Below are 14,473 nucleotides of genomic sequence, written 5' to 3'. Positions count from 1 at the left end.
TTTTTTATTCAATTCACGGGCCTTTAATTTTCTTTTGCCAGGCTCCTGGAAGGCTTTTTTTACGGGGTTCTGGAAACATCTTCCACGTTGCCGGTACCGCAGTTCAGCGCCCCTTCCTTACTCCCTGGCCGATTCTGTCCCCTATGGCTCCTGAGGATCTTCTGTTTCCGGAGCCGAATCCTGGTTCTGTGAATCCTGTGGTTCCGCTGCATTCTGTCCGTCATCCTGTCCCTCTTCCTGCCCTTCCGGCGCCTGCCCGTCGTCCTGTTCATCTGTCTGTGCACCTTCCTGGGCTTCTTTTGGCACGAAACGTACCGCCTTGTCAGCGGCATCATAATTTTCCAGATGCAGGGTGCCCTGCTTGTCCGGATACTGTTCTGTCAGTTTCTGCAGAATCGGCGGCACCTGCGCGAGCCGTACTTCGTAATTAGTCTTGCCCAGCAACACCTCAACATTGCCAAAATACAGGTTCAGGTCGCTTCCCGAGCAGGTAATCCGGTCCGGCGAGAGCTCATACTTTACCAGCAGCTGAGAGATCTCCACAATACGCTTAAATACATTCTTATCGGAAACCGGCAGAACCTTGCCCAGCTTCACCTTAGAAGCATCCACTTCCATGCCCTCTATATAAGCCGCCGAATCTATCTTCTCCGCAGTGGACAGCACAGCCGTACCGTCTTTGTCAAAGTAAAGGTACTGGTTGTTATAGTCAATATAACCGCTTATCTCCTTTTCTTTCACGGTAACCCGTATGGCCCAGGGGGCCCTGAACGAGATCTTTGAGGACTCTACCACCGGCAGCTGTTTCACATCTGCCTTATTATACTTCCACCAGACGTAAACCGAATTCACGGCATACTTGTCTTCCCTGAGCCAGCCGATGACATCATTTTCCGTGCAGTACTTGTTACCTTTGACCTCGATCTTTTGTATATGAAAAAGAAGCAGAAAGGCAAATACAATAATCACAATACCAAGAATAAATGTCAGCAGTCCAAGAAATACTCCCCGCCGTTTTTTCTTTTTACGCTCCGGCGGACGGTATCCTTCCTTATATAATACTTCGTTTATATATGCCTCGTCATCGTATTCTTCATATCTTTCACGTCTGCTCTTTTTTTTACGTTTCATCTGTCGTCCTCCTTACCATAATCTGCGGTTTACCGCAGACCCGCCCGTAAGGGCATGTGTTACGGGATGCCCTTTGAGTTGCTTTGTATTCTCTGCCCTATTCTATCAGATTGGAAACACTCAGCACAAGCCCCATTTCCAAAAGCAGGAACATAACGGATGTGCCTCCGTAGCTGATAAAGGGAAGCGTTATTCCAGTATTCGGTATCGAATTCGTTACAACTGCTATATTCAGGATCACCTGAATCATCATATGCGCCATTGCGCCGGCGGCAATCAGGGCCCCCATCAGATCCTTGGCGCGGGTTGCTATGACAAAAAAACGCCAGATCAGAATCAGGAAAAGCAGAATAATCAGGCTTGCCCCCACAAGGCCCAGTTCCTCGCATATAATGGAAAATATCATGTCGTTCTGTGCTTCAGGCAGAAATCCCAGTTTTTGTACGCTTTCACCCAGGCCCCTGCCGAACAGACCGCCTGAACCGATGGCATACAGGCCCTGCAGGGTTTGATAACCCTTTTCATAAAGCTCCGGATTCCTCCAGATGGCCAGCCGTTCCAGACGGTAGCTTTCCAATGCCAGAAAGATACCCATAAATCCACCGGCGGCCACGATCATCCAGACAAACTGCGCGTATTTAGGGCTTGCCACGAAGATCAGTACCGCTGCAATTCCCATAATAATAATCGCAGTACTGAGGTTGCTGGCTCCAACCAGCCCTACTACGGGGAGGACTGGGACCATTACCTTTATGAGCGTCGTAAGTTTCCCCATTTTCTTTGCATTTTTCGTAACCAGGCAGGCCAAAAACAAAATGACGGCAACCTTCGCAAATTCCGACGGCTGAAATGAAACAGGCCCTAAAGACAGCCATCTTTTGGACCCATTGTACTCGTCTCCTATAAACATAACTGCAACCGATAACAGTATCGCCGTCAGGTAGCCCAGGCCTGCCAGGGGTACCCATTTGTGATAGTCAATTTTCGCCACGATCATCATGCCAACCAATCCCAGTGCAGTTGCAAATCCCTGTTTTTTCAGGTAATAAAAAGAATCGTGGAATTTTACCCGCCCATTATAGGCACTGGTGCTGTACAGAAGAACCAGCCCTATGATCACCAGAAGTAACACAACAATTAGCAGTGTATAATCATACCGCTTCTTTTTAGCAGGACGCTCCAATATAAATTCACTCCTTATAACTGATTTACAAGTTCTTTGAATTTATCTCCACGTTCTTCATAATTCTTAAACATTCCCCAACTTGCGCATGCAGGCGACAGAAGTACAGCGTCACCGGGCAGCGCATATTTTACGCAGGTTTCCACTGCCTCCTCAAAGGTATCTGCAAGAATGATATCGCAGAAACCAAGACGTTCTGCAGTCTCCTTAATCTTTTCTCTTGTCGCTCCCAGCAGCACAAGTTTTTTTACTTTGCCGCCAAAGGCCTGAATCCATTCATCATAGGAGGATTCCTTGTCATATCCGCCCCCAATCAGCAGTGTGGGGCGCTTCATCGCCTGAATACCTTTAATAGCAGCGTCCGGATTGGTTCCCTTGGAATCGTTATAGTATGCAACACCGTTCTTTTCCGCAACGAACTCGATCCGATGCTCTACCCCTGGGAATTCCTTCACGGTCTTCCGAATAATCTCCATCGGCACTCCATACGCCGCAGCCATAGCTGCCGCAGCCATTACATTCTCATGATTATGTGTGCCCAGAAGCTTCAATTCATCTATATGGCATACCGCCGCCGGTGTCCCATCTATACTGCAGACAATGCTGCCATCTTCCAGATATATTCCCTTCTCTAGTTTACGCTGGCTGCTGAAATATAGAACCTTTGCGTTCACTTTTTCCGCAAAACCTCTTGTCACCTCGTCCTCATAGTTCAGAACACATGTATCTTCCCCGGTCTGGTTTCTCGCTACATTCAGTTTTGCTGCAATATAGGCATCCATCGTGTGGTGCCGGTTGAGATGATCCGGCGTAATATTGAGAACAGCACTTACTTTCGGACGGAAGGTATGTATGCTCTCCAACTGAAAACTGCTCATCTCTGCCACAATCACCGAATCTGCCCTGGTGTCCAGAACAATATCTGTATAAGGGTTTCCTATATTCCCCACCACAAAAGTGCTGTCCCTGTAATTTTTCATGATTTCCCCGAGAAGCGCTGTGGTGGTCGTCTTTCCATTGGTACCGGTTATGGCAAGCACATCACCCTTCCCTGAAACATAGGCCAGCTCAATCTCGCCCCATACAGGAATATTCTTTTCTCTCATCCGGTCTACAACAGGAAGATCCGTTGGCACGCCCGGACTCATAACGATGAGATCCAGTGTCTCCAGAACCTCTTCCGGAAGCTCCCCAAGTATCATTTTAACGCTGCCTTTTATACCATCCAGGATTTCTTCCCTTATCCGCTTCTCGTCCAGAGACGCGTTGCCGTCATAAAGGATCACGTTGGCGCCCTTTTTCAGAAGCAGACGGCTTGCCGCCACTCCGCTGATCCCTGAGCCGAACACCAGTACATTTTTTTCTTTTAAGTCCATGATTTATACCCCCATCAGCCCGATCAGACACAGGATCGCCGTCACAATGGAGAATACGGCAACCACCCTCGTCTCAGACCATCCGCACAATTCAAAGTGATGATGGATCGGCGCCATTTTAAAGAATCTTTTTCCGCCCGTCTTTTTAAAATAGGTGACCTGGATCATGACCGAAGCCACTTCTATAAGATAAATCAGGCCTACGATGATAACAAACAGCGGCATCTGCATCATATATGCCGTTCCAATGACAAAACCTCCCAGTGCCAGAGAACCCGTATCTCCCATGAACACGCTGGCAGGATATACATTAAATAGAAGGAATCCAAGCAGTGCTCCCACTACCGCACAGGTAATCGGTTCCACCCCGCTCTTCGTTCCAATTGCCACAACGGTAAAAAATGTCGCTACCAGCACGGTTACACTGGAAGCCAGGCCATCCAGGCCGTCCGTAAAATTTGTGCCGTTTACGGTTCCAATCACCGCAATAAACATAAGCGGGATCGCGACCCAGCCGATATCCCAGTACCTGCCGCCCGAAAACGGAAGCAGCAGCGTAAGCGGAATCTTTGCGACCTTTATAATATAGTAGGCAAAGATTGCGGTCACCACAATCTGAAGCGCCATCTTTTGTTTCGGATACAGCCCATCGGACCGTTTCATTACCACTTTCAGATAGTCATCCAAAAATCCAATCAGTCCAAAGCCTATGGTTAAAAACAAAATCGGAATGATATTGGGATAATCCTTCACATAAAACAGGGAGGTAATGATCACGCTGCCAAGGATAATGACACCGCCCATCGTCGGGGTACCTGCTTTTTTCAAATGAGACTGTACGCCGTCCGTTCTCTCGGTCTGCCCCATCTTCAGTTTTCTAAGAAACGGTATTACCACTGGTCCCATGAGTAAACTCAATACAAATGAAATCAATACCGGAATCGCTAAATGATAACTCATACACACACCTCTTCATCTCTTTTGTTAACGGAAATTCGCTCCATATTCTAACTACTTTCGTGTCCTCCCGGCCCGCAGCAGAACACCTCATTCAGTATACCTCATTGGCTGCTGTTTTTCAACCAAAACTCTCTCTTGTCCCCTCACAGAACTCCTTCATTTTTCTGCTTAATCCGCCATATCCTCTTCCCCTGTACCGTTCTTTTCTGCCTCATCCTGTGCGATTTCCTTTTTTTCTATCCCTAGGTACGGCAGGACATTATCGTAAATGCTGCGTACCACCGGTGCGGCGATTGTTCCTCCATAATACACGCCCTGCGGGTTATTGATCAGTACCATGCAGAGCACTTGTGGATTTTCTGCAGGCGCGAATCCTAAAAAAGATGAAATATACTTATTAGCGCTTCTGGGCAGTGTCTGTGATGTCGCAGTCTTGCCGCCGATGGTATAGCCTTCGATATAGGCATTCTTACCTGATCCTTCTGATACAACGCTTTCCAGAAGCATCCTCATGGTTGCGGAAGTCTCCTCAGACACAATCCCCTTCTTCTCTTTATACTTTAATTTTTCGATCTCATTCCCCTCTTTATCCAGTACTGCCATCCCTAAGTGCGGTGTTACCCTCCTGCCGCCGTTTACAAGGGAACTGACTGTTGTCGCCAGCTGAATCGGCGTAACCTGGAATGACTGCCCAAAGGAGATTGTGGCCAGTTCCACCGTACCGATATCTTCCTTCTTATGCATAATGGTTCCAGCCTCTCCCGGCAGGTCAACATTTGTCAGGCTAAGGAGGCCGAACTGTTTAAAATAATCATAGAATTTATCGGAACCGAGCCTGAGCCCGATATCGATAAATACAGGGTTGCAGGAGTTCTGTATCCCCTGTACAAAGGTCTCGGCGCCATGGCCTCCCACCTTATGACAGCGTATCTTTCTGTCCTCCACGACTCTGTAACCAGGGCATGAGAAGTTATCACTAAGACTGACAACGCCTTCCTCGAGACATGCAGAAGCCGTAATTATCTTAAATACAGAACCTGGTTCATATGTGTCGTTGATGCATCCATTTCTCCACATACGGTTGAGCTCTTCCTGTTTCTGTTCGTCCGTCAACGTGTCCATATCTGTCCCTGTATTTAGTATATACGGCTCGTTCAGATTAAATTCCGGAACATTTACCATTGCCAGTATTTCACCGTTCTGGGGATTCATCATCAACACGGAAACGCTGTCCGCCTGTTTTTCTTCTTTTACCTTCAGGGCCGCCTGCTCACAGAAAGACTGAATATTGTAATCCAGGCTTATCTGCAGTGTATTTCCCGCCACAGGTTCGATCCGGTCCTCCGCGATTCCCTCCAGTTCGATTCCCCTCGCATCCGTCACAGTCAGGATCGTCCCATTTATTCCTTTGAGGTACTCTTCATACTTCACTTCCAGCCCGATAATTCCCTGGTTATCACCGCCTGTAAATCCCAGCACCTTTGAGGCAATCTCATCGTAGGGGTAATAACGCTTAAAATCTTCGTCCACCTTAACGCCGGCCAGATTATAATTGCGGATTCTGTCCCCCACTTCTTTGGCCACATTTGTTTTTACTTTTTCCATCGAAGAAACTTTTTCAACCCTTTTGCGCACAGTCTCCTCATCCAGCTCCAGCTCTTTCATCAGCGTCTGGATTACCAGTTCCGGATCTTCTATCTGATTGTGTATTACGGAAATCGTACAGACCGTCTTATTTGTGGCAAGCACTGTCCCATTTCTGTCCACGATTTCTCCCCTGGCCGCTTTGATCTCCCGCTCTCTTTCGTGAAGTGATTCCGCTTTTTTCTGGTAGTATTCTGCGTCGAATACCATGAGATATACAAGGCGGCCGATCAGTGCCAGCAAAATGACGGATGCACAGCAGAATACGACAAGTATCTTCCTTTTATTATATGTTTTGTTCTTCATAAATAAATAACCTTACAAAAGACATTTTTATAACATATTACATCTTTTGTAAGGTTATGCGTATTCTATTCCGTTGGCTGACCGGCCGCCCAGTCATCCAGGTCCGGATTGTAATTTTCATCTATATAGGAGCCGTCTGCATTATCATAAGTATCCTCATAGGCAGAATCAAAATTCTCGTACTCCGTCTGCTGGGGCTGTGTGCCCTCCTGTACGGTTCCTACCGTAGCTGCAGTATACCCCTCCATTGTTGTAATACCAAGATAAGGAAATGCCTGCGCCATAATTTTGTTTGACAGCTCCAGAACATAGGTGCTGGTGGACTGATCCGGTACGTTTGGCTCGTCTATGACCACATATACAACGACCTCCGGATTCTCCTGCGGAGCGTACCCTATGAAGGATAGCAGATACTTTCCCTGATCACGCGGTAGTTTCTCGGCAGTACCGGTTTTTCCTCCGATATCATAGCCCTCCACTGCGGCGCCCTGACCTGTTCCGGTAGTCATAACCGCCTTCATATATTGTTTGACCGTGGTCGATGTTTCCGAAGAAACTGTCTTTCTAAGAAGTACCGGATCCTTGGTCTCAATGACTTTTCCGCTTTCATCCTGAATCTGTTTTACTACATGGGGTTCATAGTAATACCCTCCGTTGACCAGAGAGGAAAATGCTGCCGCCATCTGCGTCATGGTCACATTAAATCCCTGCCCAAAGGAATTGGTGGCAAGGTCTGTAATTCCCATTGTCTCTTCCGTATAGACAAGAGGTGACGTAGAGGCTTCTCCTGGCAGGTCTATCCCGGTATATTCACCGAATCCGAAAATATGCTGATACCTGGTAAAATCCTTGATTCCTATGGACTCAGCCATCTGCATCAGTGCCACATTGCAGGAATTTGCCACTGCCTGTTCTACTGTTTCCGGCCCATGACCCGTCCGGAGATGGCAATGGATATCATAATCTCCGACATGCAGATAGCCGCCGCAGACATAGTTCTCATCCCCCTTTAACGCTCCCGTTTCCAGTCCTGCCGCAACCGTAAAAGGCTTTGCCGTGGAACCGGGCTCAAACGCATCGCTGACGCAGAAATTCCTCCACAGCGCATTCATTGCTTCAAGCTGTTCATCATCCGACATTTCTTTCAGCTGCTCTTCAGAATATAATCCCGTCAGGTCTCTGGGATTATTCAGGTCAAAATTCGGATAAGATGCCTCGGCCAGAATCTCCCCTGTATTGGGGTTCATGATTATGACTGCTGTATTCTTACTTCCGGGTTCCCCTTCCCGCTCCTGTCCGGTATGTGCCTCGTTGAATTCTCTAATACTCTGTTCCACAATACTCTGCAGCGTCATATCAATAGTGGATACGACCGTGCTGCCATTCTTTGCCGGCTTCACCGTGCGCTCTACCGTGGATTTACTGTCAAAGTATCCATATTCACGGCCATCGGTCCCGTTCAGAATCGCATTGTATGCGCTCTCAATTCCGACCGCGCCCTGATTACCGGATACGGTAAATCCTACCACATCACTGGCCAGGGAGTTGTAAGGATATGACCGGTTATAATCGTCTTCCAGCCAGATTCCCTTGACATTCGGATTCTTTTTCTTATCTTCCTCGATCGCCTCGAATTCCTTTGCCTTCTCGTAGGATACGCCCTTTGCCAGTATTTCATACCTGCTTTCCGGCTTTTCCTTTATAAGGGTCCGGATCTCTGATTCCTTGATTCCAAAACAGTCTTCCAGCACTTTAATGGTGGGTTCTATATAATCATCGTCCGATACCATCACATTTACATCCAGGATGACATTGTATACTCTCTCGCTGGTAGCGATCTTGGTACCGTTGCGGTCCACAATATCTCCCCGTTTATAAGGGATTACTCTGCTGTCATACTCCTGCTGGTCAAGTACAATCTTGGTATATTTATTCCCCTTAGAGGCATTAATATAAGTAATTCTCCCTACAAGAACAATAAAAGCCAGTATGATTGCCATGAACAGCATTACCAGCTTTTTTTGCATCCTCTTCGGAAATTTTTTAGTTAAAAATTGAAATCGGTTTTTTCTTTTACGTTTTGCCATAGTTGTTATCCTTAATCTGATACGTCTCTGGATTTCGCCAGAACACCGTCAGATGGTATGTCATTGTACTGCTTTACATAATCGCTTGTAGGGCTCTCATACTCCACTACATTGCCCTGCGCCGCATATACCATTCCCATCTCATTCATGGCTTTGCTGCGTATCTCCTCCAGATTTACGGAGTCCGCCGCTGCGTTATACGCCGTATCATTCTCGTCTGTCAGGTCTGCAAGCTTCTCCTGCAGCGCTGAAATATTCTCTGACCTGTTTACAATGTCTGACTGCAGTTTCAGATATGCAACGCATATAAAAACTGCACAGACTGCTGCTGCTACCAGAAATACCGCATAAGCGGGGCTCATATTCATTGCTCTTTTCCGGTTTTTTCGCACTTGGCGGCTTGTCCTTTCCGGACGCTGAGGCCGCTCCTCCGGCATTCTCTTTGGCAGGACTTCCGGCTGGCGTACTGTATTCCCATAAACATATGCCTGTCTATGGCTGCTATTCATGCTGTCTGATCTTCTGTATGCGGTAACTTGTCTTCTTGCAGCCATATTCGTCTGCCCCTTTCCTTGATACTGTTCCGCCAGGCTCTCCCCTTCCTGACGGAGCTCTATTTGCTATACTCCTTAATAAATGCAGCTTCCCCACAATCGGAAGCTTAACCCTCATCAGGCTCCCTACTTCCTGATGGGATGTACAGGCTCCGTTCAAATATCCGCAGTTTTGCGCTCTTGGAACGGCTGTTTTCTTCCAGTTCTTCCTCACTCGGCAGAATTGGTTTTCTTGTAATTACTTTTCCTTTTGATACATTTCCACAGACACATACCGGGAAATGGCTCGGACAGGTACATGGATTCTCATTCTTCCGAAACGCACTCTTGACAATCCGGTCCTCCAGTGAATGGAAAGTTATGATACAAATCCTTCCGCCCGGATTCAATAGATCAATCATGTCGTCCAGCGTATCCCGAAGTACATCAAGCTCACGGTTTAGTTCAATCCTGATGGCCTGATATGTCCTCTTGGAGGGATGTCCCGAAGTCTTTTGGATCTTCATCGGGATGGCCTGTCTGATAATCTCATTCAACTGTCCTGTAGTTTCGATCGGGCCCTTCCCGCGTGCGATTACAATATGCTTTGCAATATTCTTTGCAAACCTGTCTTCCCCGTAATCCCGAATCACGCGGTAGAGGTCCGATTCGCTGTAGTCATTGACAATATCCTTTGCCGTCATCTTCTGCCTCTGATCCATCCTCATGTCCAAAGGTGCATCTGTCCGATAGGAAAATCCCCGTTCTGCCGTATCCAGTTGGTAAGATGATACGCCCAGATCCAGAACAATTCCATCGACCTTGTCAATGCCTATCTCATGGAGCCTCGGCTTCATATCACAATAATTGCTCCTGATTATTGTAACTCTCTCCCCGAAGTCGAGTAATCGGGCGCCGGCCGCTTCAATCGCCGCCGCGTCCTGGTCTATTCCTATAAAACTCCCCTTGCTGCTTAATTTGCTGCACACTTCAAAGGCATGTCCGCCCCCGCCGAGTGTAGCGTCAACGTAAATCCCGTCCGGCTTTACCGCCAGACCGTCTACAGTTTCCTCAAGTAAAACTGATGTGTGCCTGAATGCCATAAATTCCTCCATTTGTCAAAAGAGCAGCCATCACTTTTAGATTCTGATCCCAATTGCTTCCATTCTTTCTGCAATGGCATCCAGATCCTCTTCGCTGACCATGCTCCGCTCTTCCCAAAGTGCCTTATCCCAGATTTCAACGCGGTCCTGAACTCCCACGAGGACAACATCTTTTTCCAGTCCGGCTGCTTTCCTAAGCGTCGGAGGTACAAGTACCCTTCCCTGCTTATCAAAACTGCCTTCTGATGCACTTCCGAAGAAATAACGCTTGAATACTCTGGCATCTTTACTCATGCGTGGTAAGGTTTCCAGTTCGGCAACGAATTTGTTCCATTCGTCCATGGAGTAGACAAAAAGGCAGCCCTCCAAGCCATTACAAATTACGAAACTATCTCCCAAATCGTCTCGTAACTTGGCTGGGATGATTAGTCGGCCTTTTTCATCAATTGTATGATTAAACTCTCCTAATAACATCCGGAACCCCTTCTGCTAAGTGGGCCTCCACATTCCTCCCCACTTTGTGCCACTCACTACCACTTCCTACCACTTGTCACCATTGTAAACCACTCTTCCTCCATTTTCAAGTCCTTTTTTCAAAAAAATTCTTGGGAGGGGGAGTGGAGGTTGGGTGAGTCCGTCGGGAAAAGCGGGAATATGGGGGCCTGGGGCGGTATGCGGGGGTAAGCCGGACTAAAAGAAAAAAGACGGAAAACCAGGACAACCTTGACACTGAGCCCAAAATCTGATGATTTTGATCTCAGAGTCAAGGAAAAACTATGATTTGTGATCACAGTTTTTGTCCCGGTTTTCCGCCTTTTTTCTTTAAGTCCGGCTAACTCCCGCAAAGACGCCCCTGGCCCCCATATTCCCGCTTTTCCCGGCTGTGTTCATCCGGAAACTGACAACTGCCGCTTCCCCTTTGGGGAATTGGCGGGAATGGCTGGGGCGCGGGGCTGGGCGGAGGTTTACGCTTGCGCTTTGGGGAGAGGATTGATTGACATTGGTGGGGTGGATATTAGATGATAGGGGATTTTTGTGCAATGGAGAGAAGTGGGGGAAATTATGTTTAGGTGGGGGCCTGTGGGGGAATCAATCTGAGTGGAGGCAGGTGGAGATGTTCTTCAATTCGTGGTGGCTGGTGGGGAATTAATTCGAGTGGGGACAGATGGAGGGAGTTTCAAACGGATCCCATCCCCGTCCCCCTTTCGTCACCGTCCACGAGGCCCAGTTAAGTAATCCCCAGCGGACAAATCCGCTATGATGCACCCAGCCTGAGCGGCAAGGTGTGTATGCCTTTTGCAGGGGCTGTATATGCATCTTAGATTTGCTTAAATGAAAAAGACGAAAAAGCAGGGTCAAAACCGTGATTCCGGATCACGGTTTTGCCTCGGCCGGACGTACGAAATTCATCAGAATTTCGGACGGCCTGCCGAGGTTGCCCTGCTTTTTCGTCTTTTTCATTTTAGCAAATCTTGATACATATACCGCCCCTGCAAAAGGCATACACACCTTGCCGTTCAGGCGGCCCCACATTTCGCGCTTCCCCCGCTATTGACTCAACTGGCTCATATAATTATTGATGGAGTCATAGTTTACCTGAGCTACAGGTCTTTCTTTCCCCGCTTCATGTGTCTGGTATGCCGAGTATCCCAGCCATCCGACTAAAGCTATTACTGCTAAGCTGAGCACTGTTTTGCGCACAACATTCATGATTCTCTGCTTTTTAACTATTTTCTTCCTGTTGGCTTTTTCTTGTTTGTATCTATCTACTTTTTCCTGGCTCATCTTTAAACTCCTTCGTGTATCTTTTTGAGAACATTATCCGTTCTCACTGCCTAACAGCATTTTATCACAAACTTTTCTATATCACAACTATAATTCCACCGTCGCTTGCATACATTGTGCTGATCCCGGCCGTATCTATAATGAAGCTGGACTTGACATGAATCTTCTCTAAAAGCATCCGCTGTACTTCCAGCGCCCTCTCCTCACAGTTACAGTGGGAAATCGCCAGTATCTTATCCTCCGGCATCTCCAGATCTTCGATTATGTGATCCGCCATTTTTGCCAGCGCCCTTTTCATGCCCCTTGCCTGTCCCAGCTGGCAGATGATGCCCTCGGGTTTTGCACCCATAACCGGCTTAATGTTCAAGGCGCTTGCCACGATTGCTTTAATACCCGACAGCCTGCCATTTTTTCTGAGGGTATCCAGGGTCTCAAGTACAAAATAAGTATTCTGCCCCGCGATATATCTTTCAACGGTGTCAATCACCTCTTTGAACGTCATTCCCCGGTCTTCGCATTCCTGTATCTTCATCGCAATCAGGGTCTCTCCCACGGATGCGGATCGAGAATTGAAAATATAGATGTCTTTTTCTCCATATTCTTCTTTGTAAAGCTTTCTGCCCAACTCCGCGCTGTTATAGGACCCGCTCAGTTCCGCAGACAGAGTAACCGCGTAAACCCTGTCCGCTTCACAGTGATATCTCTCCATGTATTCTTCCGGCGACGGGCAGGAAGACTTGGGACATTCCGGGCTTGCCGCCACGCGTCTCAAAAAATCGGCCTGATCAAATGTCTCATCGTCTATGATCCGGACTCCGCCCACTTCCATACTCAGGGAAGCGGTCTCAAAAAGCCCGCTTTTTTTCATATCTTCCGTTAATTCACCGCAGCTGTCTACAATTACTTTATAGCTCATATTATATCCTCCCACACTACAAATAGTGCATTCCGCATCTATTATATGTAGTTTTAAATACTACATACTAATATAGCACACTTTATATCGTATGAAAAGATATTTTTTTAATTACCCGTCACCCAATTTGATTTTTCTGGATATTCCCAGTGCAATCCCCATCTCCGTCATCAGAAACAAGATGGATGTCCCTCCGTAACTAATGAAGGGAAGCGTAATACCCGTTGTAGGAATCAAGTTGGTAACAACTGCAATATTCAGAATTACCTGAAGTGCAATGTGGGCAAAAATCCCGGTAGCAATCAGGGAACCGTACAGATCGGGCGCATTTCTGGCTATAAACATCAGCCTGTACAATAAAAGGCCAAACAAGACCAGTATCACAATCGCGCCGAAAACCCCCAGCTCCTCGCAGACAATAGATAGGATCATATCATTCTGCACTTCCGGAATTACCCCGAGTTTCTGTGTACTGTTTCCGAGACCTTTTCCAAAAAATCCGCCGGAACCGATTGCATACAGCCCCTGCATTACCTGGAAGCCGCCTTTGTCCGCGTGGTTCTCCGGATCCAGCCATGTAATGATCCGGCGCAGACGAAAGTTTTCACTTGTGGTAATGGTCGCCGCCATCACGGAAATCCCCACGACCGCCACTGCGGTAAATGCTCCCACCACCGCGATAAAAGGCTTTGTCTTAGGGTGAACTACAAAAATCAGTATGCAGGTGATCGCCATCACAATAATCGCCGTACTTAGATTGTCTGTCAGAAACATGACACCCCCGGCCGCAATTACACCGAATGCCATAATCCTCACAAGCCCTTCTCTCGTATTGATTTTCTTCCCCAGCCTGCACAATTCATAGGATATAAACAATATCACCGCTATCTTGGTTATCTCAGATGGCTGCAGCGTCAAATTTCCCGGCAGCTGGATCCATCTTCTGGCTCCATATATTTCAATTCCCAGCGGTGTCTGTACCAGAGCCATCATAATCATAGCGAATATGTAAAGTTCAAACGCAAACGCTCCATATATATGATAGTCAATCTTGGATACTATAAACATAGCGGCAAAACTCAAAACACTGATGACCGCCTGCTTGGAAAAATAATACATATCGTTCTCAAAGTCTGACTGTGCACTGTAGGCGCTGGTACTGTATAGCATCACCAGACCAAAACACATCAGAAAAATGATCACCAGCAGCAGATCGTAATCAAAATACCGGATGCCCTTTTTCACCCACTTCTTCTTTCCGGCCTTTTTTTCCGCAGGCGGCGGAGAGTGCGGAACGCTCTGCATGGGCCGTGTTGCGTCCGGCCTCTTTCTCCTGGCTTCTATACTGCTGCCATCACTGCCGCCTCTGCCCGGCGGCGTTGCACGCTTCCTCCCGTTATTTCGAATCGGCTGCACTGTCCTGCTTCTCATGATATCTCCCCTGTTCCT

The 14,473-nt window shown here is 47.5% G+C and carries 13 protein-coding genes; all 13 read right to left on the bottom strand.

Going from position 1 to position 14,473, the window contains the following annotated elements; translation table 11 throughout:
• Positions 1-141 precede the first annotated feature (141 nt).
• A complete protein-coding gene (locus MWG26_RS08965; RefSeq protein ID WP_025655692.1) occupies positions 142-1,131 on the bottom strand; it encodes a cell division protein FtsQ/DivIB in 990 nt (329 codons plus the stop codon).
• Positions 1,132-1,228: 97 nt separating this feature from the next.
• Positions 1,229-2,314: an FtsW/RodA/SpoVE family cell cycle protein gene (locus MWG26_RS08960; RefSeq protein ID WP_025655691.1), complete on the bottom strand. Its 1,086-nt coding sequence runs from the start codon at positions 2,312-2,314 to the stop codon at positions 1,229-1,231.
• Between the two features lie 14 nt (positions 2,315-2,328).
• Entirely contained in the window at positions 2,329-3,690 is a 1,362-nt protein-coding gene (murD, locus tag MWG26_RS08955; protein WP_025655690.1) for a UDP-N-acetylmuramoyl-L-alanine--D-glutamate ligase, read from the bottom strand.
• Positions 3,691-3,693: 3 nt separating this feature from the next.
• Positions 3,694-4,650, bottom strand: coding sequence for a phospho-N-acetylmuramoyl-pentapeptide-transferase (mraY, locus tag MWG26_RS08950; RefSeq protein ID WP_025655689.1), 957 nt, complete (start codon positions 4,648-4,650; stop codon positions 3,694-3,696).
• A 168-nt stretch (positions 4,651-4,818) separates the two neighbouring features.
• Positions 4,819-6,600, bottom strand: coding sequence for a peptidoglycan D,D-transpeptidase FtsI family protein (locus tag MWG26_RS08945; RefSeq protein ID WP_025655688.1), 1,782 nt, complete (start codon positions 6,598-6,600; stop codon positions 4,819-4,821).
• 65 nt (positions 6,601-6,665) lie between these two features.
• Positions 6,666-8,687, bottom strand: coding sequence for a peptidoglycan D,D-transpeptidase FtsI family protein (locus MWG26_RS08940; RefSeq protein WP_025655687.1), 2,022 nt, complete (start codon positions 8,685-8,687; stop codon positions 6,666-6,668).
• 11 nt (positions 8,688-8,698) lie between these two features.
• Complete coding sequence (locus tag MWG26_RS08935) at positions 8,699-9,241, bottom strand: hypothetical protein (protein ID WP_025655686.1); 543 nt, start codon at positions 9,239-9,241, stop codon at positions 8,699-8,701.
• 107 nt (positions 9,242-9,348) lie between these two features.
• Entirely contained in the window at positions 9,349-10,323 is a 975-nt protein-coding gene (gene rsmH / locus MWG26_RS08930) for a 16S rRNA (cytosine(1402)-N(4))-methyltransferase RsmH (RefSeq protein WP_025655685.1), read from the bottom strand.
• A gap of 36 nt (positions 10,324-10,359) precedes the next feature.
• Positions 10,360-10,797: a division/cell wall cluster transcriptional repressor MraZ gene (gene mraZ / locus MWG26_RS08925; protein WP_025655684.1), complete on the bottom strand. Its 438-nt coding sequence runs from the start codon at positions 10,795-10,797 to the stop codon at positions 10,360-10,362.
• A gap of 900 nt (positions 10,798-11,697) precedes the next feature.
• Positions 11,698-11,856: a hypothetical protein gene (locus MWG26_RS08920; protein WP_155857950.1), complete on the bottom strand. Its 159-nt coding sequence runs from the start codon at positions 11,854-11,856 to the stop codon at positions 11,698-11,700.
• A gap of 15 nt (positions 11,857-11,871) precedes the next feature.
• Positions 11,872-12,108, bottom strand: coding sequence for a hypothetical protein (locus MWG26_RS08915; protein ID WP_025655683.1), 237 nt, complete (start codon positions 12,106-12,108; stop codon positions 11,872-11,874).
• Positions 12,109-12,184: 76 nt separating this feature from the next.
• The gene (locus MWG26_RS08910) at positions 12,185-13,024 is read right to left on the bottom strand and encodes a DegV family protein (protein WP_025655682.1); all 840 of its coding nucleotides are present in this window, start codon (positions 13,022-13,024) and stop codon (positions 12,185-12,187) included.
• A gap of 111 nt (positions 13,025-13,135) precedes the next feature.
• Positions 13,136-14,455, bottom strand: a complete 1,320-nt coding sequence (locus MWG26_RS08905) for an FtsW/RodA/SpoVE family cell cycle protein (protein ID WP_025655681.1) — start codon at positions 14,453-14,455, stop codon at positions 13,136-13,138.
• Positions 14,456-14,473: the final 18 nt, after the last annotated feature.

The sequence above is a fragment of the Faecalicatena contorta genome, assembly GCF_022835095.1.
In the GTDB taxonomy this organism is placed as follows: Bacteria; Bacillota; Clostridia; order Lachnospirales; family Lachnospiraceae; genus Faecalicatena; species Faecalicatena contorta.
This window is presented reverse-complemented; position numbering and strand designations above follow the sequence as displayed.

Coding starts and splice junctions, on each gene's coding strand:
- MWG26_RS08915 (WP_025655683.1), bottom strand. CDS start 12,108: ATGAGCCAGGAAAAAGTAGATAGATACAAACAAGAAAAAGCCAACAGG.
- MWG26_RS08940 (WP_025655687.1), bottom strand. CDS start 8,687: ATGGCAAAACGTAAAAGAAAAAACCGATTTCAATTTTTAACTAAAAAA.
- MWG26_RS08965 (WP_025655692.1), bottom strand. CDS start 1,131: ATGAAACGTAAAAAAAAGAGCAGACGTGAAAGATATGAAGAATACGAT.
- MWG26_RS08945 (WP_025655688.1), bottom strand. CDS start 6,600: ATGAAGAACAAAACATATAATAAAAGGAAGATACTTGTCGTATTCTGC.
- MWG26_RS08905 (WP_025655681.1), bottom strand. CDS start 14,455: ATGAGAAGCAGGACAGTGCAGCCGATTCGAAATAACGGGAGGAAGCGT.
- mraY (WP_025655689.1), bottom strand. CDS start 4,650: ATGAGTTATCATTTAGCGATTCCGGTATTGATTTCATTTGTATTGAGT.
- MWG26_RS08920 (WP_155857950.1), bottom strand. CDS start 11,856: ATGTGGGGCCGCCTGAACGGCAAGGTGTGTATGCCTTTTGCAGGGGCG.
- mraZ (WP_025655684.1), bottom strand. CDS start 10,797: ATGTTATTAGGAGAGTTTAATCATACAATTGATGAAAAAGGCCGACTA.
- murD (WP_025655690.1), bottom strand. CDS start 3,690: ATGGACTTAAAAGAAAAAAATGTACTGGTGTTCGGCTCAGGGATCAGC.
- rsmH (WP_025655685.1), bottom strand. CDS start 10,323: ATGGCATTCAGGCACACATCAGTTTTACTTGAGGAAACTGTAGACGGT.
- MWG26_RS08910 (WP_025655682.1), bottom strand. CDS start 13,024: ATGAGCTATAAAGTAATTGTAGACAGCTGCGGTGAATTAACGGAAGAT.
- MWG26_RS08935 (WP_025655686.1), bottom strand. CDS start 9,241: ATGGCTGCAAGAAGACAAGTTACCGCATACAGAAGATCAGACAGCATG.